The organism is Streptomyces sp. NPDC093801 (assembly GCF_040701585.1).
GTDB lineage: Bacteria > Actinomycetota > Actinomycetes > Streptomycetales > Streptomycetaceae > Streptomyces.
The window spans coordinates 1-26,436 of record NZ_JBFBDP010000011.1; the positions used below are offsets into that span (position 1 = coordinate 1).

Sequence of the window (26,436 nt, forward strand, 5' to 3'; positions counted from 1 at the left end):
CCAGCAGACCTGCGTGGGCGGCCTGTACGGGCAGCACTACTACGAGCGGGGCACCGGCGGCGACTTCAAGGGCGACGTCTGGAACGACTGACCCCGCAGCACCGCGAGGGCCCGTACCGGGTGCACTTCCCCGGTACGGGCCCTCGTGCTGCCGTGGTGTTGCCCGAGACAGGAAGACCCTGCCGTGTGGCTGTGACGCCCAGCCGATGCCGAGGCCGGCGAGCGCGGCCCGCTAAGCCGGGTCGAGCCGGTCTTCGCTCACTGCTCGGCCAAGGAGGATGTCCGGGCAGGTTGTCGTTCCCTCGGCAACGGCCGCCGGAGGGATACTGCGGAGGCGGCCATCCTCACCCGCACAGGAACCGCTTCAGCTGCGGTGCGGACGTGGCGGCCATCGATCGGCGGACGCCGCCTGCGGGCACACCCGGGCTCTCGCGCCTCGGCGCCCGAACCCACGTTCAGCAGAGTGCTGCCGGTCAGTAGTCCTTGGCTGCCCTCCTGGTAACGGGACTGCCCGTGCACCATGACCAGGCGATTCACACCACGGCGATCCCGCAGATCCGGTCAGTCGGCGTTCTGGTTCTCGGTTCCCCGCAGCATGTGCAGTAGGGCAGCCACGCCTGGCCACAATGCCGGCCGGGCGGTCTTCTCCTCGTATGGATGCTCCGTCGCGTTCTCAGGCGGAGGTGGCAGGGATGTAGTCGGGGAGGCGGATCGGTTCGGTGCGGGTGTCCTCGGGGGCGTTCGCGGCCAGCATGTCCAGCACCTCCTGGGTGGGGGCCGGCAGGAAGAACCGCTCGGCGCCCTCACGTCCCAGCGCCTGGTGTTCGGCGACGTAGGGGCGCATCTGCTGCTCGTAGGCGGCGAAGGCGGCCGTGTGGTCGCCTTCGCGGGCGGCGAGCTCCCCGGCGAGGAGGTAGGCGCCGATCAGGGCCTGCGAGGTGCCGCGGCCGGAGGTGGGGCCGGCGCAGTAGCCCGCGTCACCGAGGAGGACGACGCGGCCGGCGGACCAGCGATCCATCTCGACCTGGGCGTTGGAGTCGAAGAAGAACTCCTGCGCGGCGTCCATCTCCTTCAGCAGGCGGGGCACTTCCCAGCCCTCACCGGCGAACCGCTCGGCGATGATCCGCTTGTGCGCGGCGGGGTCGCGGTGGCCGTGTTCCAGGTGGTCGGCGGCGAAGTGGAAGGCCGCGCGGGCCTCGGTGTTGTCGCGGGCCGTGAAGACGTTGGCGGCCTTGCCGGGGGCGGCGTAGAGGCGGCCGGTGTTCTTCAGGCCGAGGTAGTTGTCCAGGTTGAAGATCGCCGTGTAGATGCCGAGGTGGCGGACGTACTGCTCCTCGGGGCCGAAGGCCAGGGCGCGGGTGCGCGAGTGCAGGCCGTCGGCGCCGACGACCAGGTCGAAGCGGCGGGGCGCGCCGTGTTCGAAGGTGACGAGGACGCCCTCGTCGTCCTGATCCAGGGTGGCGATGGAGTCGCCGAAGACGTACTCGGTGTTCTCGCGGGTGGCCTCGTACAGGATGCGGGTCAGGTCGCCCTTGAGGACCTCCAGGTCCCCGGCGAATATCGCGGCGGGCAGGGTGGCGTACCGGTTGCCCTCGGCGTCCACCACGGCCGCGTCGCCCATCTCCGTGTCCAGCGCCTCAATCTGCTGCAGGAGGCCCATGCGGTCCAGGACATCCAGGGCCTCGCCGCGGAAGTCCACCGCGTAGCCGCCGTCGCGCAGCCGGGGGGGCCCGCTCGACGATCGTGGGGGTGAAGCCGTGGCGGTGCAGCCAGTACGCGAGGGCGGGGCCCGCGACGCTGCCGCCGGAGATCAGCACGGTCCGGTTCTGGGTCTGAGTCTGGGTCTTGTTCAATTTCTCTGTCCTCTCTCGGGGTGATGTGTACAACGTACGGACGGTAATCCCGTTGTGGAACAGGGAAATTGAGGAAACCGAGCTAGTGCACTACGGTTCACCCGTACTAGTGCACTGGAGAGGGCGGGATGACGGAGCGGACGCAGGCGCCGTACGTGCGGATCGCGGCCGAGCTGCGCGGGCGCATCGAGCGCGGGGAACTACGGCCCGGGGACCGGGTGCCATCGACACGGGCCATCACCCAGCGGTGGGGGGTCGCCATGGCCACCGCGAGCAAGGCCCTGGGCGCACTCGGGCAGGAAGGCCTGGTGCGGGCGGTGCCGGGGGTGGGGACCGTGGTCGCGGCCCGGCCCTCGAGCGGCGGACCGGGCCGACGCGCCGGCGCCGAGGACGACACCGCGCAGCGCGCCCTCATCATCCGCGCGGCGGTCGCCATCGCCGACGCCGAAGGGATCGCGGCACTGACCATGCGCCGGCTCGGGGCAGAGCTGGGGGTCTCGGCCATGTCCCTGTACCGGCATGTCAGCAACAAGGAACAGCTGGTGGTGCTGATGGCCGACGCCGCCTTCGGGGAACAGGCCCTGCCCGAGCGGCCGCCGACCGGCTGGCGGGAACGACTGGAGCTGTCCGCGGCCCTGCAATGGCGGCTCTACCGGGCCCACCCCTGGCTGGCCGGCGCCATGAACCTCAGCCGACCCCTGCTGATCCCCAACGGCATCCGCCACATCGACTGGGCCCTCGCCGCCCTGGACGGACTCGGCCTGGACAACGACACCCGGATGCACACCGCCATCACCCTCTTCGGATACGTCCGCGGTCACGCCGTCGACCTCGAACCGGAGTCGGTGGCGGAACGGTCCAGCGGGGTGAGCGGGGAGGAGTGGATGCGAGCCCGGGAGACGCGGCTGGCAGCCATGGTGGACGGCGGAGCCTTCCCCGCGTTCGCCACTGCGAGAGCGGGCTCCGCCCTCTCCCCCGAATCCCTCCTCCACCACGGCCTCACCACTCTCCTCGACGGACTCACCACCCGCATCGCCACACCCCCGAAGTGTTGAGGAGGGCCATCTGGGCTGCCATGTCCGGCCACGCGGGTGAGGCGAGGATCGCGTCGCGGACCAAGCCCTCGGGCATCGTCTTGCACAGCAGGTCGGCCCACGGTCCAGGGGCGGGTGCAGTGCGTCGGCGGCCCAGCCCGGCGCGTGTTCCTCCTCCGCCCCGGTGAGCCGGTCTTCCTTGTCCTGGCGCCGTTTCCGGGCGGCGGGCGTACGGCGTCGGAGATCGTCAGCAGCAGCCGGAAGGCCGCCCCTTCGGTCTGGGCGGCCTCGGCCATCGACTCGGCGAACGGATCGACGACGGGCACAGCAGGGCTGGCGGCGCGAGGGGAGCCGCCAAGGCACTGGCCACGGCGCGATGGCCGGATGGCAGGATGGCAGGATGGCAGCATGGTGACCAATCGGCCGTGGACCGGGCTTCATGGCGACCTGCTGGCGGCGAAGGCGTCAGTGTACGACCCGAGCGGTTTCGCGTGCTCGCTGCCAGTGCCCGAACCGGAGAGTGGCGAGTACGCGGCCTGCTCGTTCATGCTCGATGGCCGCTCGGTTCGGTTCCGCGTGGCCAAGACCACCCCGACGAAGGCGGGCCAGTTCGTCACTGTGTGGCAGCGGTCCGAGGACGGGCCGATCCGCCCCTTTGACGCCGACGACGGCGTGGACCTCTTCGTCATCAGCTGCCGCGTCGACGACCACTTCGGGCAGTTCGTGTTCCCGCGTGAGGTGTTGTGCGAGCGCGGCGTCGTCTCCCGCAACGGGTCCGGCGGGAAGCGCGGATTCCGCGTCTATCCGCCGTGGGTGACCACAGCCGGCCGACAGGCTCGCAGCACCCAGGCATGGCAGGTGCAGTACTTCCTGAGCCTCGGCCAGGACGGGCCTGCCGACCTGAGGCCCGCCCACGCGCTCTACCACCCATAGGCGTCCGGGCGGCCGCGGGTCGGTCGGTCGGGCCGGTATGCAAAGCGGCCTGAGGATGCCGAGAGGTCCGGCGATGACCGACTGGATCAGCTCTTCGGTGAAGCGCAGTCGGAGGATCCCAGGTGCCTTCTCGGGCATGGCAGCGATCAGCGGCTGAAGGTTGTACCCCTGTCCTGGGTGAGGGTGGAGCGGGCGTGTACGCCGTCCCGGAGCCTTTCCAGGCCGGATTCCACGAACTCCGGTGAGTCGGGCGGAACCTGTTCGAGCAGGCCCTTGGCGCGGATCTCCCGGGGTTCCTCGGCTGCCGACGCCGGCGTGACTCCGGCGCCGCAGCCGGCCGTGAGGAAGGAGGTGAGGGCGAGGGCCACGACCGTGGTCAGTGGAGACCTCGGCCTTCGCGACGATGTCGCTGAGCCCGACCTCACCACCCGCGCTGACCTCCCGCAGGACCTTCCGCGACCTCTCCACCCGAAGCACCATGGTGCCTCCCGGGCCGTTCTTGAAGGACGTCCCACTGAACTTGGCCGGCATGTGGATCCCGGTCTTCGAAGGGATCTCGAACCAGGTGCGCGCGGGTTGTCGCACCGCTGGCGCTGTTCTGAGGATGAATCGAGGATCAAGGCCGACGCCGGCATTGACGGCGGTGACGTGCCACTGCGACAGACGGACGAAGGTGTGATGATCTGCTCGTGGTGATAGATGCCGAGTGGGCGCGGATTCGGAGGGACCTGTGCTTCGGGCAGGTCTTCGAGGGCACCGTGGTGAAAGTTCCCCGGCCTGGTGCGATCGGGATCTTCGTGGACATCGGCCTGGGCGTCGGAGGTTTCGTCGACGTTCTGCTGCTGCCGAGCGAGGGCGAAGACTGGCCGGCGGAGGGAACGGTTACCGATTTCGAGATCTGGTGGGCAGACAGCCGCCGGCAGATCCGGCTGAAGCCGTCCGACTCTCGGTATCTGCGGACCGACTTCACAGACTTCGTCGAACGCTTCCGACCCAGTTGGCCTGCCGACGTCGGCCAGCCCGTTCGCGACCCGGGGCCTGTCACCCCCGACGGGTTGCGGGCCCTGCTTCGCTCCGATAGGTCGTCGGCCAGCTCCCCCTGAGCCTTCAGTGATCAACTTGGCCGCCGGTCCCGCTGGAACGCGAGGGCTTCGCGTCGGAGCCGGGTTGGGCGTAGCCGACGAGGCGGCCGTCGCGGTGTATGCGGGCTTTCCCCAGCGGGCGGGGAGCCCGTCGAGCGACCGGCGGACGTAGTCGAGTCGGGTGACGTCTTCGAGCCGGACCAGGTCGACCACCGCTGCGGACGACCGGGCCGTCCCCCGCAGGACCGCACGCCTGCTGATCCTCTGGATGCCCCCCGAGCGCAAGGGCAGGAGAAGTCCTGCACGCGGGGGCATGCGGTCCTGAAACACTTCCTGCCGCAGATCCTCGTCCACCTCACCGCCCGCCGCACCGACCAGCTCGACCACAGCGCCTCATCGCCCCGGCCGGCTGCGCCCGATCCCCCGGGCAGGCGTCTCACGCACTCCCTCGAGGCCCACTCCTCAGCACATCGCAGCCGTCGGCCAAGCGGGTTCACGGGAAGACCGGCTTCCTCGGTCGGCCGGTGAAGGCGAAGGGCCGAAAGACCGAGGTCTCACCGACGGGGGAAACGGCGAGACCTCGAACCGCCACCGTAGCGGACAGCACCACACGGCCGTGATCCACTCGCCCGCCGACGCGGACCGGATCGCCCCCGACACCCCGGACACGCCTGCACCACCGGCGGCCCCTGCATCACCGAGGTGCTGCTGCGCGGGATGCAACCCGGCGACCCGCCGTGCCGGCCCCGCGCCGGTGCCGGTGCGGTCGAGGACGTGGGGAGCGGGGCCGGCACGGCCGGCGCCCAGAGGAGAGAGGGCCCACGCGGGGATGGAGAACTCAGACGTCGGGTTCCTTCTGGGCTTGGAGCGGTCGCTGAGGCGTCAGCACAGGCGGGTGTGGTGGCACGGGTTCCAGCCGTGGCCGCCGGAGGTCGAGGAGTCGTCGGAGCGGCTGGTGTCGGGGAAGCCGTCGGGGAAGGCGCGGGTGCGGTTGCGGTCAGAGGGGAACGGATCGTGGTAGTCGGGGTCGCCGTCACCGTCTCGGTCGGGAAGCCGTGCGCCGGTGCCCGTTCCGCGGTCCGGCTCGGGACACCCGTTGTCCTGGGCGGCCAGTCGCAGTTCCACCCGGGCGCCGGGCTGGACGGCGGTGCCCGCTGCGGGATCCTGGCGGCAGACCCGCCAGTCGTCGTACTCGCCCTCGGCAGGCAGCGTGTCGTTGAGGTAAGCGGCACGCGCCTGGACGTGGTCATCGCGCACCCCGAGTGCGAGCGCCTCGGTCCGGGCCGCGGACCACGTCTTCCACACCAGATCCGGCATCCCGGGCCAGGGGATGGGATCGCCGTCCGTGGCGGGGCACGGCGCGCCGGTGGGCACGACGCCGAATTCCGCCGTGGGCTTGTGCCCGTCCCAGCCGGTCTGCTGGAAGCAGACGGTCCATCGGGACGTGTCTCGTACGAACGCGTTCTTCTCGGAGGCGTCGTGGCTGCGGACCAGGAAGTCGGCGTGGAGAGCCTGCTCGGAGGCAGCCTGCAGGGACTGTCCGCGCAGGTCGGCCAGCGGTGCCGCGGTGTGCGTCGGTGAGGTCTTGGGCGCGGGGGCCGTCGGCAGCCGGGGTGTCGCGTGCGGCGTGTGCTTGTGGGCTGCGGCGTTCTCGGGGGCAGAAGGCACTGCGGCGCCCAGCAGGGCCAGGGCGGCCACTGAAGCCGCCACCTTGCCCGCGGCGGGCCAAGCGGTGCCCCGCCACAGCGCGACCAGTGCGACGACCAGCGCGACCGCGCCCAGGCGCAGTTCGAGCAGGCCCAGGACGGGCACGGCGGCAATCAGGGTGAGGCGGCCGGGGTTGGTCCGCCACCACCTGCTCCATCCGGACCTGTGCTGTGGGACTCGTGCTGTTGCGGGTGGCGCTTCTTCGGTCTGCGGGCCAGGCATGACGGCCCCTTTCCCCTCGGTACGGCTATACGGCGCCCGAGGGTATCGGCCCAGGTCAGCACAGCGCTCCCCGGGTGCACAGCCCGGCGGGGAGGCCAGCAGGCGAAGCCTGGTCGGGTGGAAGGACCCACGGTGACCGGTCGGCCGTGGACCATCGAGGCTCACGCCGCCCGGTTCACCCGCACCGAGGCACGGTCCGTCTCCTCCAGTCCCTCGTGGGCGCGGGTGAGTTCGCCGACGAGGTCGTGCAGGTCCCTCGTGGGGCTGCGGCCGGCTTCGGGGCGGAGGACGGCGGCGGTGATGTCGACGGCCCGGTCCCCGTCGGGGCCGAAGCCCTGGGGGGCGCGGGTGGCGGGGTGCCCTCTCTACGGGGTGAGGGGCAGGTCTCCGTCCGGAAGGCCCGGGTCGGTCCCGGCGCGGCCGAGGGAACGTACGACGCGAGCCGGGTTGCCGACGGCCAGGACGCCGGCCGGGAGGTCCTTGACGACCACGGAACCGGCGCCGACCACCGTGTCGTCGCCGATGGTCACCCCTGGGCAGACGATCGTTCCGCCGCCGAGCCACACGTTGTCGCCGAGGGTCACCGGCAGCCCGCGCTCCCATCCGGCCCGCCGGAGGGCGGGGTCCAGGGGATGCGTGGGGGTCAGTAGCTGGACGTTCGGGCCGATCTGGGTGTGCGCGCCGATGGTGATCGGCGCGGTGTCGAGGAAGACCGCGCCGAAATTGACGAAGGTTCCGTCGCCGATCCGGATGTGGCGGCCGAAGTCGCAGTGGAAGGGCGACCGGATCCGGACCCCTTCGCCCACCGAACCGAGCAGTTCCCGCAGGATGGCGTCCCGCCGCTCCGGCACAAGCGCGGCCGGGGCATCGTTGAACCGCGCGCACAGCTCGATCCGGCGCAGGGTGGCGGCCGCGAGTTCGGGATCGTCGGGGAGGAACCACTCACCGGCCGACATCCGCCGCTCGTTCTCTCCCACGTGGGTGACCTCCGTTCCCCGGCACGACAGCAGAAACATGGACCGCGCGCACGGCCCACGCTCTCCGAGGGGCGCACGGCAGTCAAGGCCCACACCGTCGGACACGCGGCCGGGCCCGCTGCCCGCACCCGGCGCCGTTCGGCCGGGCGTATCGGGGATCCGGGGATCCGGGGATCATGGTCGTCCCGCACGTTCACACCCGGTCAGCTCCCGCCCCCGGCGGCCACCTGCCCTCGGCCGTCACCCACCGGAGGTGAGAGCCGCGGAGGGGCTCAACGAGTCCCGGAGGGAAGGGGATTCCGGCATACTGGGCGTCCGGGTCAGGCTCGGGGAGGAGGCCGGAACGTGCCGGACCGTCAACACCTGGTGATGGTCGTGCCGGGCATCGGAGGCAGTCTCCTCGCGGAGCGGGGAGAGCCGGAGCGCCCGGTCTGGTCGGCCGCCACCCGCGACCTCCGGCTGCTGCGCCGGCCGGAGCCGCTCAGCGTGGAGGTGAACCCCCGGCTGGTGCCGGTCGGACTGGTGCCCACGCGCAAGGCGATGCCGTTCTGGACACCGGTGCACGGCTACAACGGTCTGCTGGCACGTCTGGGCGCACTGCCGGGGGCGGTGTTGGACGATGGCACACCGGCCGGACGCACCACCGCGGCGACCGTCGTCGGGTTCGGCTACGACTTCCGCCTCGGCGTACGGGACGCCGCCGAGCGGTTCGGAGCCGCTGTCGACGAGCGGCTCACCGCGCTCTGGCCCGACCGGGGTGCGCACGACAAGCGGCTGATCATCGTGGCGCACTCGCTCGGCGGCCTCGTCGCCCGGTACTGGCTGGCGGGGGCGAAGGAGAACTGGGAGCGCTGCCGGGCCCTGCTCACCTTGGGGACCCCGCACGCCGGCGCTCCGAAGGCCCTGGACGTCCTCGTGAACGGCGTGCCACTGCTGGGCGGCCACATCCTGCGCGAGCGGCTGGGCCCCGTGCTCGGCACCTGGACGTCGATGGCCGACCTGCTGCCCGCCTACGCCGCCGTCCGCGCCGAGGGCCCCGCCGCCCGGACCACCGGTCCGGTGTCCGCGGTGCAGGACCCCGGACCGCAATGGCTGTGGCCCGAAGCACTGCCCGTCCCCGGTCTGGCCGGACCCGCTGCTCAGGGGCGCCTCCTCCATCAGAAGATCGCCGACGGCTGGCGCACGATCCCCCGGGACGGACCGCAGGTCCTCGCCCGGATCGGATACGGGCACCACACCGTGCGCTCCGCGTCCTGGGACGGCCGCCGCCTCCGGGCGTCCCGCAAGGCCCCGGACAACGTCGACTTCGGCGCCTGGCGCGAGGACCTGGGCGACGGCACCGTCCCCGCCTTCAGCGGGCAGCCCGCCGAACACCGCGGCCAGTACGAGACCGGGCTGCTGGTCGCCGAGCGGCACGGCACCATCGCCGACCTCGCCGGGACCGCAGACTGGGTCCAGGGCCTGGAGGAACGGCCCAGGCAGCTCCCCATCCGCGGAGAGGAACGGCCCGTCGTCCTCGGCCTCGACATCGAGGAACTCCAACTGACCGGAACGGCGGTGCCGCTGGCCGCGTCCGTCACCGGAGCGGACCCCGACCTGCGCGACGTACCGGTGTGGGCGACCGTCACCCCGGCGGGTGAACCCGGCCGGCGCCTCCAGGAGGTGCCGCTGGACCTCGACGGCGAGGGCCGCGCCTTCACCGGAGAACTGGCCTCGCTGCCACCGGGGCTGTACGACGTCCGGGTCACCGCCGAGGGCGTCCCGGGCGGCGGCGACCTCGCCGGCCTCGCCACCGTCGAGGTACTCGACGATGCCGACCTCGACTGACGGCCCGGCCTCCGAGCCCGCAGCTTCCGCAGTGCACTGGCCGCTCTGGTCCCTGGAGGACGACCCCGCCTCCCTGGCCTCGTACGTGCTCCCCGAGACCGTCGCCCGGCACCTGCGGCTGCCCGCCGGATCCGACGAGTCGGCCGTCACCCGACTGCGGACGGTTTGGGCGGAAATCGCCGGCGCCGGCATCCGCTACGCCCACGAGCCACCCGGCTCCGGCGCCGCCGGCCAGCCGATCCGGCCTCCCGCCGAGGTACTGGTCGCGCCCGCCAACGCCACCTGCCTCGACCTGGCCCTCGTACTGGCCGCGGCCTGCGGCCACGCCGGGCTCCCCGCCGCCGTCGTCATCGTCGAACGCGGACGGCTCACACCGCTCCGCCACGCCCTGGTGGTCGTCGCCCTCGCCGGACAGTGGCCGCCCGGCTGGGACACCGCCGAACCCCTGACGAGCGCACCCCCGGGCGCCGACGACCACCTCAGACCGCAACTCGACCGGCCCCGCCCGCTCGCCGCCCTCGACCCGGTGGGCCTCGCCCGTTCGCTGGGCACCGCCCGCACGGCCCATACGGCCCTCACCACCGACGAGGCCACCGCATCCGGACACCGCTACCTCACCTCGGACGCCTGGGGCTGGCGCCTCGGACTCCGCGTCGCCGGACCGCCCGTGCTCCCCGCCGGCCGGAAGCGGTACCGCCCCGCCCCGCTGCCCGCCGTGCTCCCGCTCGGCGAAATCCACCCCGCACGGGATGCACGCCCCACGGGTACGGATCCACCGGGCGCCACAGCCGTCCCGGAAGGCCGGGACACGGAGACCGGCGGCCCCGCGCTGCGCCTGCTGCGCCCCGAGTACCGGCTGACGCCCTTCCAGCCGCGCGACGAACTGCCCGTCCTCACCGACCTGTGCGAAGGCATCGCCCGCGGCAGCAGTACCGGGCTGGTAGTCCTGCACGGCGACGGCGGCTCCGGGAAGACCCGGCTCGCCCTGGAGGCCGCCGCCTGGCTTCGGCAGCGCGGCTGGTACGCGGGACCGCTCCGCGAGGGCCTGCACCGGGCCGATCCCACCGCCCTCCCGTGGCTCGCCACCGTCACCTCGCCGCTCTGCGTGGTCGTCGACTACGCGGACACCAGGGTCGAGGAGGTGACGGCGCTGCTGAGCGTCCTGCGCGGCCGGGCCAGGTCACCCGCCGCCGTCCTCCTCACCTCCCGCTCGGCCTACCAGGAGACACCGATGGGCACGGAGGAGGCGGACTGGCTGCGTGCCGTACTCGACCGGCTGATCACCGACGGCCACCCGCACCTGATGGAAAGCTTCGCCCTCCCGCTCCGACACCCCCACGGCGACGACCTCTACGACACCACCCTGGAAACCCTCACAGGCGCCGGGCCCCCCGATGCGCCTGCCGACGCCCTTCCCCCCGGTGCCCCGGCGCCCCGCCCCGACCTCGGCTCGGCCCACTGGTCCACCCTGGACCTCGTCCTGCTCGCCCGGCTGGTCGCGCTCGGCGGCACCGACCTCCCCACCGACCCCGACCGCCTCTACCGGGAGAGCCTGCGGCACGAGCAGCGCTACTGGGCCGCCGTCCACCGCCGACTCGCGGGCACCGAGCCCCGACGCGGCCTCCTGCAGTCCGCGGCGGCCTGCCTGACCCTGCTCGCGCCCCCGCCGGAGGCCGCCGCGGACGCCCTCACGGCCGTCCCCGAACTGGCCGCCGCCGAAGCCGCCGACCGGCGCCGACTGCTGGCCGACACCTTCACCGCATGCCTGCGCCCGGCACCCGGCGAAGGCCTCGCGGTCCGCCCCGACCGGGTCGGAGACCACCTCATGGTGACGGTGCTCCACCGCGACCTGGCCGCTGCCCCGACGGCCGCGGACTCGCTGCTCGAACGCGCCCTCGCCCACACCGGCCCGAGCGGCACCCCCGCAGCCCTCGGCCGGCTCAACCGGGCCGGCCAGGGCGGCCCGTTGCGCAGCACCGGCCTCATCGAGACGGCCCTCACCTCACAACCGGCGCGGTGGCGGCCCGTCCTCGAACTGGCCATGAACGAGCGCGGTGCCGCCGCCGCCGCTCTGGAGAACCTGGTCGATGTTCCCGGGGGACCGCTGCCGGTCGCCGAGCTGGCCGACGCCCTGCCCCGCACCAGGCTGGGCCTGGTCACCCTCGCCCGGAAGGCGGCGTCCCGACGCCTCGCCGAAGCCGGGCAGGGGGACACCACCCCGGCCGAACGGGCCCGCCTGCTGGCCGAGCTGAGCCAACGGCGGGCCGACGAGGGCGACCTGACCGGTTCGCTGGCCGCCATGACCGAGACCGTCGCCCTCCGGCGCACCCTGGCACGGGCCGAACCGGCGGTCCACCTGGCCGATCTCGCCCAGGCCCTCAACGACCAGGCGGTCCGGCGCGCACAGACCGGCGACCGCCTGGGCGCCTTGGAGGCCGCCACCGAGGCCGTCGCGTACTTCCGCCAGACCGCCGCCCCGCTGCCCGACCCCCGCACCCGCTCGTACGCAGGAGCGCTCAGCAACCTCGCCGCCTGGCTCTCCGAAGCCGGACGGGACGCCGCCGCCGCGGACACCGCAGCCGAAGCCGTGGCCCTGCGCCGCAGGATGTACGACGCCGACCCCGCCGAGCACCGGCCCGGCCTCGCCGACGCCCTCACCAACCTCGCCGCCGCCCGGTGCGACACCGGACGCATCCCCCAGGCCCTGGACGCGGCGGAGGAGGCCGTCGAGCACTACCGCGTCCTCGCCGCCCGGGCGCGGGAGGTCTTCGCCCCGGACTGGGCCGCCGCCCTCACCAACCTCGGAACCGTCCGGGCGGCGGCCGACGACCCCGCGGGCGCGCTCACGGCCTCGGAGCTCGCGGTCACCCTGCGCCGGGAGTTCACCGCCGACAACCCGTCGGGCCTCGCGGCCGACCTGGCACGGGCCCTGTGGAACCTCTCCAACCGACGCCGGCACATGGGCGACGACCAGGGCGCGGCAGACGCCGCCGAGGAGGCACTCCGCCTCGTACGGCCCTTGCACACCGCGCAGCCGGCCGCCTACGCCGAGGACCTCGCAGGGGTCCTGCTCACCCTCGCCCGCGCCCGCAACCGCCGGGACGAGGCCGCGGCCGCGCGAACGGCCGCCGGCGAAGCGGCCCGGCTCTACGCAGACCTCGCGACCGGCCTGCCGGACCGCTTCGCCGGCGCACACGCCCGTGCACTGATCGCCACCGCCATCGCCGCTGCCGAGGACGACGACCTCCCCTCTGCTGCGGCCGCCGCACACGAGGCGGTCGCCGTGCTGGCACCACGGGCCGCATCCGAACCGGAGCGGTACGACGCAGACCTGGCCGACGCCCACCTCACCCTGTCCCAGATCCGGTCCCTGGAGCTCGACACCGAGGGCGCGGCGCACTCCGTGGAACAGGCCGTGCGGATGTTCCGGGCCGCCGCCCTGGCGGGGAAACCGGATGCGCAGGATCGCCTCGCGCGGGCCCTGCGCCAGCTCTCGGCCGTCCGGGCCGAGAGCGGCGAGCTCACCGAGGCCCTGGCGGCGGCCGGCGAGAGTTGCACCCTGTACCGGGGACTCGCGGCACACAACACCGACGTCCACGGCGAGGACCTCGCCGAAAGCCTCACTGTCTTCGCCCTCGTACGAGCCCGGACGGGCGATCACGCCGCCGCGACCGAACTGCTGGCGGAAGCCGTCCGGCTGCTGCGTGAGGCCCCGGCCAGCGAACCGGCCGTCAGGATCCGGCTGGCGACGGCACTCCAGGAACTCGCCCATGAGCAGGTGAAACACGGGGACGTCGACACCGCTGCCGAGGCGCTCGCCGAGGCGCTGGAGCTGTGGGGCGACTCCGCCGGCCGCAGGGATCTCGGAACCACGCTCACCACCCTGGCGCGCCTGCGCCTGGAACTGGACGACACAGAGGGAGCCTACGAGGCTTCGGCCCGGGCCGTGGCAGCACACCGGACGCCGACGGGGGAGGCACCGGAAGGGAGTCCGTACGAGTTCGCCGACGCACTCGACGTCCTTGCGGAGTGCCAGGCCCGCACCGGTGAGTGGACCGAAGCCGGCGAAAGCGCAGCCGAGGCCGTCCAGCTGCTGCGGCGCGTGCACGCCGCCGGCCGCCCCCGGGCGGCCGCGCACCTCGCCGAGGCCCTGAACGTCGCCGCCCGCGTCCACGCCGGTCTGGACGACCGGGCCTCGGCCCGCGCCACGATCGAGGAGGCCGTCCGACTGGTCCGCGTCCGCGCCTTCGACCGCGATCCCGAACGCCTCGCGAACTGCGCCCGCTACTTGTACCTGGCGGGCCGGTGGAGCCTGGCCGACGGTGACCACCGTACGGCGGCCAGACGGACAGCAGCCTCGGTCCGGCTCCACCGCAAGGCAGCCTCCGTCGATCCGCAACGCGCCCTGCCCGGGCTCGTACGGGCCACCGGCGGGCTCGCCGACATCAGCGCCCACCGCGTCCGGCTGCTCGGCCCGCGACCGGCGCACCGCATCGCCGCCGTGAGCTGGCTCCGCAGCGCGTGGGCCGTGCACCCTCCCGCCCGCGGGAACGTCCTCGCCGCGAGCGCCCGCTGGTGCGCGGAGCGCGGATCACCTTGGGCCGCCGCCTTCCTGCGCGCCGCCGCACGGTCCGTGCAGGACACCGACACCACTGCGACGGCCACCCGCGCGCGCCGCGAGATCCGGGCCGTCGCCCGCATCCTCCGGCCGCCGCCCCGAGGACTGCCCGAGTGGGCGCTCGCGCCCGTCCCACCGGAGGACGACATCCTGATCGACGCCCTGCTGGCCGCCCCGGACTGGCCCCGGACCCGAAGCGCCCTCCTGGCCAACTCCGCGGCCGCCGAGCGCGACACCTGGACCGCGAGCCTGCGCGTGCGGGCCGCACTCGACCCCGGCCACCCCCGCCGGGGCGCCGTCGCCGCCCTGCTCGCCCGCATCCGCGCTACCGGATTGCCCGACACCCTCGCCGCCTTCGACGAGGACCACGAACGCACCGTCCTCCTCGACACCTGGCTGACCGCTCCGACCTGGGCCGCCTCCTTCGCCCACCTCACCCGCCACGCCGACCGGCTGACCGCACCGGCGGTCGCAGAAGCCCTCGTCCGCCGCCACACCGACCCCGTCGCCCGGCAGCACCTCGCGGTGCTGCGCCTCCTGACGACCGGTCATCGTGCCGAGCACGTGCGACAGCTGGCGAGCAGCACGGCCCGCGCCGCGGCTGCGGTACTCGCCGCAGTCGAGGACGGTGACGCCGCGACCGTACGCAACCTCGCCGACCTGCACCCCCGGCTCCTGGACCACGACGACGCGGGTCCGCTGCTGCGGCTCCTCCTGGACACCGAGGCCGGCCGGACCACCCAGGCGGTGGAGCAGGCCCGGTCCCTGGCGGAGGACCTGCCCCCACTCCGACAGCGGGCGATGCTCGTCCGACTGCGCCGGTACGCTGCCGCCGATCCGCAACGGCGCGGTCCGCACACCGGGTTCGGCCAGGTGCTGTCTGCCCTCACCGGTCCGAGCCGAGCCGCGAGGTGATGGGCGGAGCCCTCGGCGCATCTCTGGGCCATGTCCGCAAAGTCCCGCCTGCCCTGCGCCCGCCCTTCGGGTGGCCGGCGCTGCGTCGACACGCCTCAGCGGAAGGCTTCGGGGCCGGTTTCCCCGCCGGAGGTCCACCAGACTCCGAGCCTCTGGCGGGCCAGGCGCCAGCCGCCGTCCGGGGCCCTGTGGAACTCCCAGTCGTAGGGGCCTCCCATGGAGTACGGAGCGGAGGGCGCCCCGTTGCCCGTGACGGCGACGAACCACATGTAGCCGATGCCGGTCGCCCGGTCCCCGTCCACCTCGAAGTGCGTGTTGAGGATGTGGTGCTGCATGCTCGGGAAGGGCGCCTCCGCCTGCTGCACCTGCTCCCGGATCGCCTCCCTGCCGCGTATCTCCCCCCATGGCCCGAATTCCAGCACCGCGTCCTCGGCCCAGCACTCGGCCCAGGCCGCCCAGTCCTTGCGGTCCAGTGCCCGCCACCCCCGGACCAGCAGGCAGCGCAGTGCCTCCTTGTCCTCCAGTACCCGCAACCGGCGGGCCAGGTCGTCGCGGTCGGCCGGGGCGGTCACTGCGCGCTCGCGGCGGGACGGACGACGATCTCGTTGACGTCGACCTCCGGCGGCTGGGACACCGCGTACGCGATGGCGTCCGCGACGGCGGAGGCCGGCAGCGCCACGGCGCGGTAGGCCTGCATGGCCTCCCGCGCCACCGGGTCGCCGATGCGGTCGGCGAGTTCGGACTCGGTCACCCCCGGGGAGACGAGGGTGACCCGTACGTCACCGCCGGACTCCTGCCGCAGCCCTTCGGAGACGGCCCGTACGGCGAATTCGGCGGCGCAGTACACGGCGGCGGTGGGTGACACTTCGTAGGCACCCACCGAGGCGATGTTCACGATGTGCCCTGCGCCCCGGGCCCGCATCACGGGCAGGGCGGCGGCGATCCCGTGCAGAACGCCCCGTACGTTCGCGTCGATCATCAGGTCCCACTCGTCGACCGCGAGCGCGTCCAGCGGCGAGAGCGGCATCACCCCGGCGTTGTTGATCATCACGTCCAGCCGCCCGTACCGCTCACCCGCCGCGGCCACGAAGGCCCGTACGTCGACGGCGTCCGTTACGTCGAGCCGCCGGTACGACGCGGCACCGCCGGCGGCGTTGATCTCCTTGCTCAGCGCTTGGAGCCGCTCGGTGCGCCGCGCCCCGAGGAGGACACGGTGCCCGTCGGCCGCGAGCCGCCTGGCGCTCGCCTCCCCGATCCCGCTGCTCGCTCCGGTGATTGCCACGACCTCGGTCATGCTGCCCTTCCCCTCGACGACGGTCGCAGGTCCGTCCTGCCCGACCGAGTCTCCGCGAGCGGAAGAGGGCCAACCAGGACGCGCGTTGCCGGGGCGCGGCACACCCAGGCAGGCCCCACGTCCAAGCCCTCCAGGGCCTGGACCGACCGATGGGCCCGAACATGCCGACTTGCCGGGCCCGTGCGGGACCGGCAAGAACGCCGTCCAACCCGTCCGGCCTGCGGCGGACGTGGCGTGGCCGTGGGAATCGGCGGGCAGGCCGACTGGAGCCGGTCGGCCATCCGCTGCCGGCCCTCGCAGGCAGGGGGACCGGCGGCGTCCCAGCCCCTCCGTCCTCCCTTCATCACGGAGCCAAAGGGGCTGAAGAGGCTGAGTCCGGGATCAGGTTCGGGGCGGGCGGGAGCGGCGGTAGGCGCTCCGCCGACACGCCCCGCTGCAGTAACGGGTAACGGGTATCCCGCACGGCCAGCCGTAACGAGGCGGCCGCAGCCTCCCTCACACGCACCGCCGCACCCCGCCCGCCGTTACGGTTCCGTGCGCGGAAGGTGCGGCAGGCAGCGGAACACAGCACCTGCTCCAGCAGCGGCTCCGCGCTGCGCGCCACCCCGGTGCGCGCCACACGTCGGGCGGCGGCGCTGGCCGCGTGACCGGGACTGAGCCGGGCGAACGCGGGTGGACGGTCGCCTGCCAGCGGCACCGCACCTGCCTCACCCGGATCCTGGACGAAGGCCCCCGCCTGAAGGCCATCACCGCCGGGGTGACCCGGCACGGCGAGTACGTCGGCCGGTGGCCGGCCACCCCATGGCGGGACGGGGCCGGCTGAACGCCGACCAGCAGCCCGGCTCGGTGCGCTCGGCATCACCCCGGCACGGACCGTACCCGCCAGACACCCGCGAAGACGAGAGCGACCACCACGTCCGGGCGGGGCGCTGCAGCCTTCCAGAAGGGCCTGCCGGCCCTCGCGCAGTACGTCGCACGGGAGGGAGGCATGCCAGGGCGCGCCGTCGTACAGGTGCTGCCCGACGGGGCCGAGCAACGACACCGGTCAGCGCGCCGCCGCTCGCCGAGCTGGGCGTGGACTGGGCGCAGTAGGGCCGGCACCCATGGGAGGCCTTACAGGGGCGCCACTCGAGAGCCCGTGGCCCCCCTGCCGCCCCTGCCTGCCGTCAAGGGCGAGCCGGTGTGACACCGCAGAAGATGCAACCCGACCACACGTCGCGGAAGGACGATCGGCCCGTAATCCTGTGATACAGCAGGAATCCCCCGTCCATCCCACCTCCCCCGCGGCCCCCTCGGCCGCCGCCGAGCACTCCGCCACCGGTATCGGAGGGCGCGATCGGGGACTCAAGAGCCATGGGAAATCTCCTCCGATAAACAGCATGAAATGGTGCGGACACGCCCTGTCATGCACGAGTATTTCGAACGGGACGGATACCCGGCACACCTCACCACCAGGGTCGTTCCGGACGATGCGGGTGCGCTGACCGCTCCGTGTCCGACCGTTTCTCCATTGACACCCGAAACCCGAAATACGTCACGCCGCTGGATATCCAAAGGCCGTGAGCGGCACGACGGTCGACGGCCCTCTGGCCCGGGGTCGGGCGATCGCCGGTCCGTCGGACCGGGATCCAGCCGGCACACCGCGCACGGCCCCGCCGTACCAAGGTGGTCGCGGTCGCCGACCGCTACTGCGTGATGTCCGGCTCGTCAAGGCACGAAGATGCGCGCCTTTTGAAATCAGCCACGGCCTGCGACTGTTTTGATTACCGCAGGACCATAAATGACGGCCAGCAAAGAAAGGACACTCGTCATGAACTGCATCAACTGGACGCGCCGTGTCGCGACGACCATTGCCTTCGGGGCCTTTGCCGCCGGTAGCGTGCTGCTGCCCGTGAGCGCATCCGCCGCACCGATCCCGCAGGCAGCTGCGATGACGTCTCAGACTTCATGCCCGTACTGGTCGTGGTGCTGCCACTGCCACCGGATCATCGATAACGGCCCGATACTCATCTCGCATCCGGGATGACAAGGCTCTTCCCACCGCCTTGACCAGCTGCTTCCCGGCCGAAGAAGCCCGGCTTGAACTTGTGCGCTGGGAGTTCCATCCCGGCCGGGCTCGACGCTCACTACAGTCCGGTCTCATGACGACGATTACGATGCGCACGGTCGAGTATCCGGCCGACGGTTTGACGATGATCGGGCACCTCGCGCTCCCGGCCGGTGTCGACCGCCGGCCCGCGGTGCTGCTCGGACCGGAGGGCATGGGGCTCAGCGACGTCGAGCGCCACCGGGCCGATGCCCTCGCCGAGCTGGGATACGTGGCGCTGGCCTTCGACCTTCACGGCGGGCGCTATCTGGGCGACCCCCAGGAGATGCTGGACCGTTGCATGCCGCTGCTCGCCGACCCCGAGCGGATGCGGGGCATCGGCCATGCGGCGCTCGATGTGTTGTGCGCCGAACCGCGGACCGACCCCGACCGGATCGCCGCCGTCGGCTACGGCACGGGGGGTGCCGTCGGGCTGGAACTCGGGCGCGGCGGCGTCGGCCTGCGCGCGATCGCGACAGTCAACGCACTGACCACGGGCCGGCCGGGCGAAGCGGCGCGCATCCGCTGCCCGGTGTGGGCCGGGGTCGGGTCGCAAGACCCGATCATGCCGCCTGCGCAACGGAACGCCTTCACCGCCGAGATGCAGGCCGCGGGCGTCGACTGGCGCCTCACCGTCTACGGCGGCGCCCTGCACGCCTTCCACCACCCGCCGGTCGATCACCCCACGGTCCCCGGCGTCGGCTACCACCCACGGCACGCGCAGCGAGCCTGGCGCGACGTCGTGGACCTGCTCGCCGAGTGCCTGCCCGTGACGGAGGATCCGGGGACATGACCCGGCGGGCATACCGGCCCCGGTGCACTGACAGCGCACTCCCCTCACCTCCACACGTCTCGAACCCCTTGCCGATCCCGCCCGCCCGCCGCTGCGCGCCGGGCGGTCGCCCGCTCCGGTGGCACAGCTCGGTGTCGGCCACAACGGATCGCGCACCCACCGAGTCGCGCGCCGGCACCCTGATCCTGAGCCGGATCGAGGAGGGCGCGCACCGCGGGCGAAGGACCGCCGGGGCGCCGCGGTCCGCGACCACCGTACGTCTCAGAGGGAGCCGGGTGAGTCGGAGTGGGCTGCGCGCGGCGGACCCGAAGACGATCGGGGGTTCAGGCTCGTCGGCCCGCTGGAGAAGGATCCGCACCTGATGCGCTGTCAATGACTGCGGCCCCTGCCACGAATCCAGCACATCGCACCTCGCGCGGGAGGGCGGCGGTGCTCCGGGGCGGTCGCACATCGAGCGCATCCCGGACGGCAGCGAGCACCGCACGGGGGTGTGGCCGGCCAACCGGCGCCAACGCCGCGACCGGCTCGACGCCGGGCAACCGGGTGCGCTCGCCGACCTCGGCGTGGAGTGGGCCGCCGCCCCCTGACGGCCCCGAGGGGGCCGGGCAATCCGTACCGTCGTAGCTCCACCGGTAGGTGGAGGCCCGTACCGTATGGCGCCGGAGCCATGTATGCCCGTCCGCACCCCGCAGCACCCCTCCCCGCGCGTGCGGGAGGGGCGCTGCGGGGTGCGGTGGCCAGGGCTAAACGACGGAGATGCCCCAGTCGATCACTTTGGCTTCCCTGTCGCACCAAACTGTGGACGTCAGCCCAGGGCCCACTGCCGGGCCGTAGTGCCAGTAGTTGAAGTAGGTGCCGTCCGTCTTCTGGCACAGGATCCGGCCGTAGTAGCTGTAGGTGCCTCCTAGGCACCAGATCGCCATGCCCCTGTGTCCCCCGGACCCCAGCAGGTCGTTGCCGTAGCAGCCCGCTGCGCGAGGTACCGGTGCGGCCGAAGCTGTCGCGGGCGCGGCCGCCAGGCCGGCAGCGGCGAGCGCGAGAGCCGCCGCCGAGCCGGCCAGACGTTTCCGAACGGACATGTCATCCTCCGTCTTTCCCCTTGAAACCTGCACTCGCCATGGTCAGGTCAAAGAATGAGAGGGGAGGGACACCTGGAGAAGAGGCATCCCGGCCAATCCACTGGCACACACCAGTCACCCTGCCGCTACGGCCGACGTCCAGCGACTACTGGAGACAGCTCGGATGGGGCTGGTAAGGGCTCCAGCACCCCAGCCGCGCAAGTTCGCGGCGAGCGTCAGCTCCGGTCGGGCCGAGCCCCGTGACGGCCTGGCCCAGGGCGGTGGCGTGCCGGCCGGAACGGACGCTGTTCGCCGATCCCGACTGCGAGGGCGACTTCTTCACCCTGCGCCCGCTCACGGGCCGCGGCAGCGCGCAGCAGAAGTTCCGCTCGGCCCTCTTCAGCTGACCGCGGGGCCGGGCGTGGCCCGGATCACGGGCGGGCCTGGAGCTCCTTCGCCAGCATCCCACCCACCATGATCAGGGCCACGCCCAGCCACCACACGTTCCCGTCGAAGACGAAGACCAGCCCGGCCCGGCACCCCACGACTCCACGGGCGCTTCCGCAGGGACACCAGACCGCAGCACCTGTATGCCCGGGTGGCAACCACCGAACGCGACGGCGTCACGCCACCCGAGCACCCGCCGGGCCGGCCAAGGCACCCCGCGCAGCCGCCGAGGCGACCACAGCGGCTTGCACGCTCCCCCCGGCCGCCACCGGCCCCGCAGAGGCCCGCACACCGAAGCGCACCGACCGCACACTTCAACCGGGCGCGCAGGCCTTGCTCGTCTTCCGGGCCGCGGACGGTGTCGGCCGTGCGGGCCGCGCGCAGGGGCCAGGCCCGGGAGAAGACCAGCAGGGCCGCCTCCCGCTCGGAGCCGACGTGCTCGGAGGTGACGGCCACCAGCTGGTTGCCCGCCGCCGCGCCGACGCCGAGTCGCTCGAGTGCGGCGGGCCGGTCGGACAGGTCCCGGTCGTTCGGGACGGCCAGGCCCTCGCTCAGCGGACCCCACATCGCGCGGGCGTCCGCGCTCACCACCACCGGCTCCTCAGGGGGACCGGCCGGGGCCGGGTTCGGCGCGGGCCGGGCGGCCGGCACACCGGTGGCGGGCGCGGGCCCGGCCGCGGTGTGACGGCGGCTGCGGCCTGGTCGGCACCCGCTCCGGCGGCGTGCGCACCGAGGAGGATCCGTCCTGGCCGGGACCGGAAGCGCTCATCGTCCGGGCTCCCCGGCGACCCGGCGTGCGCCCAGGCGATCACCGGCATTCCGCGTCGACTGCGGGCATCGCGTGGAGGGAGGCGGGAGCGGGGAGGGAGGCCGCGCGATCGCCTACATCGGCGCGAGGCACAGCGCCGTGACCACCACGGCGGTGAAGGGCGCGATCACCGAGAACCACGCCCCCGGACGGTTGCCGACGTGCCCGTAGGCGGCGACGAGCAGCAGGACAGCGGCGGGAGCGAACAGGAACATGCCGTGCCGGGGAGCGAGCGGTCCCCACGCCGCCAGGACCAACCCGCTGACGAGACAGGCTCGAACGAAGGTCCGGGGTCCGTCTTGCAGCAGGAGCGGGACGGTGCCCGCGATCGCGGTGAGCACGAAGACGACGAACGCCCGGTTCGGCTCGACACCGCGAGCGAACCACAAGGCCACGGGCCCCATGCCGCCAGCGCCCCCGCCACGGCCCAACCCCGCTGCCGGGCTGACACCTTCCGATCCTCGGCCACCACATGTCCTTCCCCACCCGCACGTTAATTGAACACGTTCTGAATATCGAAGCCGGGTTCAGGCGCAAGGGCCGAGGCGTGAACAGGCGCGCCCATGACGGCCGGCCATCCCCCGATGGGCGTCTGACGGCAGCAACCTGGTCACCTCAGGCAGCCGTGATCACCATCGCTGAGCAGCATGAGCAGGAACAGCCCTCCCGCCCTCGCCGACGCCCGTTCGATACCACCGCCGCACCCATGCACAGCAACGGCCGGTCGGCCGCCGGCCCCGGATGATCTCCGGCTGAGGTACTTGAACCTTCACGGCTGTCGAGGCTGTCGACCCCTCTGACCGCCGCGATCACAGGCTGGTTCGACCGAGTCGCCGGTGGCCGAGAAGGGCCGCAGGGCAAGGCGGGTGAACATCGGGTGGTTCGGCGTCCCGCCTGGGCGTGGTCGGGGGATAACGCTGAGGAGGAGCGGCAGCCGGCAGGGCTGCCCGCGCGCGACGGGGGTGGGACATGGCGGTCATCCACAACGGCAGCAGCGCCCTCGCGGTACCTGTCGGGCCCGCCCCCCGGTCACCCCTTGGACGTGGTGGTGCCGTCCGGGGTGCAGACGGCCGAGCGCCCCTGACGATTGCTCAGCCCTCGCGACGCGGCGGAACGCCTCCTCGACCCCACCAGGAGCCGTCGACCGCATCCTGGCCGGCCGCGCCCTGCCGGCCCGCGTCGAGCACACCTCCACCGGGGCCGGACAGCCCGTGCCCTCCGTCAGCGGCGGCCCCACCTCACGCCGGGGACAGCCCGCCTCCGACCGTGCCCCGGCCCGGCCGTTGCCCCCATCGGCACGACCAACCCCGGCCGTGCCGCTTCCACCGCATCCGAAGGACGACCCTTGCCGATCCAAAAGTACGGTGTCCTGGCCGCCCGCGCCCTCGACCGGCGCCGGGAGGGATCCAGCGACACCCCGCACTACCAGATCCACCTCACCGACAACGCCGGCACCCACTACCGGGCCGCCGTCAACGTCGAGTCCCAGCAAGCACCCTCGGAGCTGCTGTACCTGGCCGACGACGACTTCCGCCACCCGATGACCGCAGTGCTCCCGCCGGCCGGCAGTGGATGGACGGCCCTGGCATCGCAACCCGGGAAGGCCGGCCTGGACTTCATCCGCGGCAACCTGTTCGACCCCTCCGCGATGCGGCTGCTCCCGCCCGATCTCCCGGGCGCCGACAACGACCTGGCCGACCTGCTCGACCACTACGTGCAGCGGGCCATCGCCGACCCCACCGCCGGCCTGTACATCTTCGGGCAACGGTTCGGCCCCGAGGCGAACATCCCCGACAAGGTGTTCGGGTTCCGGCCCGGCAACGGCGTCCACGACATCCACATGAACCAGGGCAACAGCGGAAAGTTCCGCTCCGACAACGGAATCTGGCAGGACGGTGCACTGCTCGTACACCTACCCGCCGAAAACCGCTGGGTCGCGGTCTTCCTCGCCTTCCAGTCCCAGGCCTGGCACACCGACGACACCACCGGCGACCCCGTCGACACCGCACCACCCCGCCCCCGTGAACGCGAGGAACCCCTGCGGATCATGGCCGCACTGGTCAACCCCGCCGGCCCGGCGCCCGAAGCCGAAACCGTCACCGTACTCAACGCCTCCCCCACGCCGATCGACCTCCAGGGCTGGCACCTCGCCGACCGCAACCAGCACACCCTCCCGCTCCCCGCCGGCCTGCTCCAGCCCGGCACCACCCTCACCGTCCCGAGACGCGACGGATTCCACCTCGACAGCCAAGGCGGCACGATCACCCTCCTCGACCCGGACGGCCTCAAGGTCCACGGCGTCGCCTACACCGCGCGACAAGCCGAGCGTGAGGGACAGACCATCACTTTCTGAACACCGCCCGCCCACAAGCCCCAACAGCGCCCTCGCCCGGCCGGGCGAGGGCGCTCTTCGCACGGCCGTTCCGAAAACCGCGCGTCCACGGTGGCTCAGACCGCACACCACGGTGGGTACGGACGGTCTCGGACGGGTCCCGCTCGCCGGGAACGCGCGACCCGACGGTTTCGTGCCACGTGAGCACGCGTTCGTCTACGCGACCCTGCAATCGGCTGCCCGCCCGAAGGGGACGACGCACGTGCCGCATTCACCTGCCGGTACCCGGCGCAGCAGGAACGGCGGCGCCCGCCCACCGCTGTTGTCAGAGGACACGGAAGACTCCCCGTTGGCGGCCAGTTGGCCTCCCCACCGGTGGACATGATCTCTCCCCGGTAGCGGACAGCTGGTCTCCCCGCAGACCCACCCAGCCCATGACACAGAGTGGGCGGGGTGAAGAGCGATGAGGAAATCATGAAGATTCTTGAGGCTTACGACCTCACCGGGAGTTACCGGAAGGCGGCCGAGCTTGCCGGCTGCGACCACCACACGGTGCGTCGTTACGTGCAGCTGCGCGGGCAGGGGGTCGATCCGACGAAGCGGGCGGTGCGGTCGAAGCTGATCGACGGCTTCCTGCCGAAGGTCGAGGAACTGGTCGAGCGGTCCCGCGGCAGGGTCGGCGCCGACGCTGTTCACAAGAAGATCGCCGCGATGGGCTTCAGCGGCACCGACCGCACGACCCGTCGGGCCGTCGCCGCGGCGAAGGTGTCCTACCGGGGCGGGGACCACAGGGTCTTCCGCCCGTGGATACCCGAGCCGGCGATGTGACTGCAATGGGACTGGGGCGAAGGCCCAGGCATCGACGGCAGACGCACCAGCCTGTGGTGCGCGTGGCTGGCCTGGTCCCGCTTCCAGGTGGTCATCCCGGTGCTCGACAAGACCCTGCCCACGGTCGCTGCCCGCCTGGAGGCAACGTGCCGGACCCTGGGCGGAGTCCCGACCTACTGCCTGACCGACAACGAGAAGACCGTCACGGTCGAGCACGTGGCCCGGATCGCGGTCCGCAACCCCGAGCTGGTGCCGATCGCCCGTTACTACGGCACGGTCGTCAGGTCGTGCATGCCGGCCGACCCGGCCTCGAAGGGCGGGACGGAGGCGACGGTCCGGATCGCGAAGCGGGACCTGGTCCCCACCGCGGTCAACCTCCGCCCCGACTACGGCGACTTCGCCGAACTCCAGGAGGCCTGCGCAGACTTCATGGCCGAAGTGAACGGCCGCATCCACCGCGAGACCCGCCGGATCCCGGCCGAGCTGCCGGCCGAGGAACGGCTGCGGCTGCACCCGGTGCCCGAGCAGCCGTCACCGCCGCGTTCGGCGAGACCCCCCGGGTCGGCAAGGACTCCACGATCTCGGTCGAGTCGGTCCGCTACTCGGTCCCGCACCAGCTCGTCGACGAGCGCGTCTGGGTCCGCTTCCACGGCGACGAGCTGATCGTCACCGCGATGTCCGCGGGTAGCGCGGTCGAGGTCGCCCGCCACCCGCGCTCGACGCCGGGCAGGCCGCGGATCGCCGACGAGCACGACCCGGACGCCCCGCGCGGCGAACGCACGCCGAAGCCGACGAACCCGGCCGAGGCCCAGTTCCTGGCGATCGGACCTGGGGCGGCCGCCTGGCTGGTCGAGGCCGCGGCGACCGGCGTCCGCAGGATCCGGGCGAAGATGGCCGACGCGGTCGCGCTCGCCAAGCTCCACGGGACCGCTGATGTCGACCGCGCTCTTGGCACCGCGGCGACGGTCGGTCGGTTCGCCGAGGGCGACCTGCTGTCGATCCTGGACCACCAGGGCGAGAACGACCGCGCGGAGCCGATCCGACGCAGTGAACCCACAGCCTGCAGCCGGGCACCTCCGCCTGGTCCGGGTTCACGACACCGTGATCCGCCGTGGTCTGAGCCGGCACCACCGGTCGGGCCGTCCTACCAGCCGGGCAACTCCAGCTCGTCGTCACGAAGTGCCCACACCGGCCCCTGCCCGGACGGCGGTCCCGCCAGGACCCGCAACTGCTGGGGGCGGTATTCGTCGCGCGCGTCCTCAACGCTGAAGCCGGCCGAGGCCAGAACCTGAACCATCGCCTGCATCATCGCGGACCGGACCGCGCTGGAATGCCGCAGCACCGGCTCGTCCAGCTGCTTCAGCCGAAACGCGCGGCTCGTGCAGGCCCGCAGGCGCGGGCTCGCCTGCCAGCCCACGAACACACCGCCCGCCGCATCGTCACCGTCGTCGATGTCCACCTCGGCGCCGCCGGCCAGAACCGGGGCGAGTTCCGGCGCGACCACGGGCAGGCCCGCGGCGGCCAGCTCGTCGCGGACCCTCCTGGCGAGCTTCTGCAGAGCCGCGGACTCTTCATCACCAACTCGTTCGAACATTCGCTCAATCTAGCCAACGCAGAGAAGG

At 72.8% G+C, this 26,436-nt stretch carries 19 protein-coding genes and 2 pseudogenes; 11 read left to right on the forward strand and 10 right to left on the reverse strand.

What is annotated here, in order from left to right:
- Positions 1-673: 673 nt before the first annotated feature.
- Complete coding sequence (locus tag AB0469_RS14355) at positions 674-1,699, reverse strand: FAD-dependent monooxygenase (RefSeq protein ID WP_366451671.1); 1,026 nt, start codon at positions 1,697-1,699, stop codon at positions 674-676.
- A 282-nt stretch (positions 1,700-1,981) separates the two neighbouring features.
- Between AB0469_RS14355 and AB0469_RS14360 the strand changes: the two genes are divergently transcribed.
- Together AB0469_RS14360 and AB0469_RS14365 are read left to right on the forward strand one after the other, a co-directional pair.
- Complete coding sequence (locus AB0469_RS14360; RefSeq protein WP_366451673.1) at positions 1,982-2,908, forward strand: GntR family transcriptional regulator; 927 nt, start codon at positions 1,982-1,984, stop codon at positions 2,906-2,908.
- A gap of 387 nt (positions 2,909-3,295) precedes the next feature.
- Positions 3,296-3,820 (forward strand): MepB family protein, encoded by a 525-nt coding sequence (locus AB0469_RS14365; RefSeq protein ID WP_366451674.1) that lies wholly within the window; start codon positions 3,296-3,298, stop codon positions 3,818-3,820.
- Between the two features lie 146 nt (positions 3,821-3,966).
- On the opposite strand, the gene AB0469_RS14370 is transcribed toward AB0469_RS14365, so the two are convergent.
- Positions 3,967-4,188 (reverse strand): hypothetical protein, encoded by a 222-nt coding sequence (locus tag AB0469_RS14370; RefSeq protein WP_366451675.1) that lies wholly within the window; start codon positions 4,186-4,188, stop codon positions 3,967-3,969.
- A gap of 321 nt (positions 4,189-4,509) precedes the next feature.
- On the opposite strand from AB0469_RS14370, the gene AB0469_RS14375 reads away from it, so the two are divergent.
- Positions 4,510-4,923 (forward strand): hypothetical protein, encoded by a 414-nt coding sequence (locus AB0469_RS14375; RefSeq protein ID WP_366451677.1) that lies wholly within the window; start codon positions 4,510-4,512, stop codon positions 4,921-4,923.
- Between the two features lie 25 nt (positions 4,924-4,948).
- Here the strand turns inward: AB0469_RS14375 and AB0469_RS14380 are convergent.
- From AB0469_RS14380 to AB0469_RS14390, 3 genes and pseudogenes are all read right to left on the reverse strand, one after another.
- Positions 4,949-5,145, reverse strand: a pseudogene (locus AB0469_RS14380) (DUF6009 family protein); the annotation flags it as partial.
- 639 nt (positions 5,146-5,784) lie between these two features.
- Positions 5,785-6,714 carry a PASTA domain-containing protein gene (locus AB0469_RS14385; RefSeq protein WP_366451678.1) on the reverse strand — a complete coding sequence of 310 codons (930 nt, stop codon included), beginning with the start codon at positions 6,712-6,714 and terminating at the stop codon, positions 5,785-5,787.
- A 482-nt stretch (positions 6,715-7,196) separates the two neighbouring features.
- Entirely contained in the window at positions 7,197-7,808 is a 612-nt protein-coding gene (locus AB0469_RS14390) for a sugar O-acetyltransferase (protein ID WP_366451679.1), read from the reverse strand.
- 345 nt (positions 7,809-8,153) lie between these two features.
- Here AB0469_RS14390 and AB0469_RS14395 point away from each other — a divergent pair, with 345 nt between their 5' ends.
- Together AB0469_RS14395 and AB0469_RS14400 are read left to right on the forward strand one after the other, a co-directional pair.
- Positions 8,154-9,635 carry a hypothetical protein gene (locus tag AB0469_RS14395; RefSeq protein WP_366451680.1) on the forward strand — a complete coding sequence of 494 codons (1,482 nt, stop codon included), beginning with the start codon at positions 8,154-8,156 and terminating at the stop codon, positions 9,633-9,635.
- Positions 9,619-15,168 carry a tetratricopeptide repeat protein gene (locus AB0469_RS14400; protein ID WP_366451681.1) on the forward strand — a complete coding sequence of 1,850 codons (5,550 nt, stop codon included), beginning with the start codon at positions 9,619-9,621 and terminating at the stop codon, positions 15,166-15,168. The genes AB0469_RS14395 and AB0469_RS14400 overlap by 17 nt, the downstream gene beginning before the upstream one ends.
- Before the next feature lie 95 nt (positions 15,169-15,263).
- On the opposite strand, the gene AB0469_RS14405 is transcribed toward AB0469_RS14400, so the two are convergent.
- Positions 15,264-15,740 carry a nuclear transport factor 2 family protein gene (locus AB0469_RS14405; protein WP_366451682.1) on the reverse strand — a complete coding sequence of 159 codons (477 nt, stop codon included), beginning with the start codon at positions 15,738-15,740 and terminating at the stop codon, positions 15,264-15,266.
- Complete coding sequence (locus AB0469_RS14410) at positions 15,737-16,462, reverse strand: SDR family oxidoreductase (protein ID WP_366451683.1); 726 nt, start codon at positions 16,460-16,462, stop codon at positions 15,737-15,739. The genes AB0469_RS14405 and AB0469_RS14410 overlap by 4 nt, the downstream gene beginning before the upstream one ends.
- 643 nt (positions 16,463-17,105) lie before the next feature.
- Between AB0469_RS14410 and AB0469_RS14415 the strand changes: the two genes are divergently transcribed.
- The 3 genes from AB0469_RS14415 (at position 17,106) to AB0469_RS14425 (ending at position 19,341) form a co-directional block, all read left to right on the forward strand.
- Positions 17,106-17,285, forward strand: a complete 180-nt coding sequence (locus AB0469_RS14415) for a hypothetical protein (protein ID WP_366451684.1) — start codon at positions 17,106-17,108, stop codon at positions 17,283-17,285.
- 987 nt (positions 17,286-18,272) lie between these two features.
- Entirely contained in the window at positions 18,273-18,488 is a 216-nt protein-coding gene (locus tag AB0469_RS14420) for a hypothetical protein (RefSeq protein WP_366451685.1), read from the forward strand.
- A 115-nt stretch (positions 18,489-18,603) separates the two neighbouring features.
- Positions 18,604-19,341 carry a dienelactone hydrolase family protein gene (locus AB0469_RS14425; RefSeq protein WP_366451686.1) on the forward strand — a complete coding sequence of 246 codons (738 nt, stop codon included), beginning with the start codon at positions 18,604-18,606 and terminating at the stop codon, positions 19,339-19,341.
- A gap of 743 nt (positions 19,342-20,084) precedes the next feature.
- On the opposite strand, the gene AB0469_RS14430 is transcribed toward AB0469_RS14425, so the two are convergent.
- The gene (locus AB0469_RS14430) at positions 20,085-20,420 is read right to left on the reverse strand and encodes a hypothetical protein (RefSeq protein ID WP_366451687.1); all 336 of its coding nucleotides are present in this window, start codon (positions 20,418-20,420) and stop codon (positions 20,085-20,087) included.
- 239 nt (positions 20,421-20,659) lie between these two features.
- Here AB0469_RS14430 and AB0469_RS14435 point away from each other — a divergent pair, with 239 nt between their 5' ends.
- On the forward strand, positions 20,660-20,806 hold the full coding sequence (locus AB0469_RS14435; RefSeq protein ID WP_366451688.1) for a hypothetical protein: 147 nt from the start codon (positions 20,660-20,662) through the stop codon (positions 20,804-20,806).
- A gap of 922 nt (positions 20,807-21,728) precedes the next feature.
- Here AB0469_RS14435 and AB0469_RS14440 read toward each other — a convergent pair.
- Positions 21,729-22,043, reverse strand: a complete 315-nt coding sequence (locus AB0469_RS14440; protein WP_366451689.1) for a hypothetical protein — start codon at positions 22,041-22,043, stop codon at positions 21,729-21,731.
- A gap of 956 nt (positions 22,044-22,999) precedes the next feature.
- On the opposite strand from AB0469_RS14440, the gene AB0469_RS14445 reads away from it, so the two are divergent.
- On the forward strand, positions 23,000-24,007 hold the full coding sequence (locus tag AB0469_RS14445) for a DUF2278 family protein (protein WP_366451691.1): 1,008 nt from the start codon (positions 23,000-23,002) through the stop codon (positions 24,005-24,007).
- Positions 24,008-24,439: 432 nt separating this feature from the next.
- Positions 24,440-25,919: pseudogene (locus AB0469_RS14450) on the forward strand (IS21 family transposase).
- 39 nt (positions 25,920-25,958) lie between these two features.
- On the opposite strand, the gene AB0469_RS14455 reads toward AB0469_RS14450, so the two are convergent.
- On the reverse strand, positions 25,959-26,408 hold the full coding sequence (locus AB0469_RS14455) for a hypothetical protein (protein WP_366451692.1): 450 nt from the start codon (positions 26,406-26,408) through the stop codon (positions 25,959-25,961).
- Positions 26,409-26,436 lie beyond the last annotated feature (28 nt).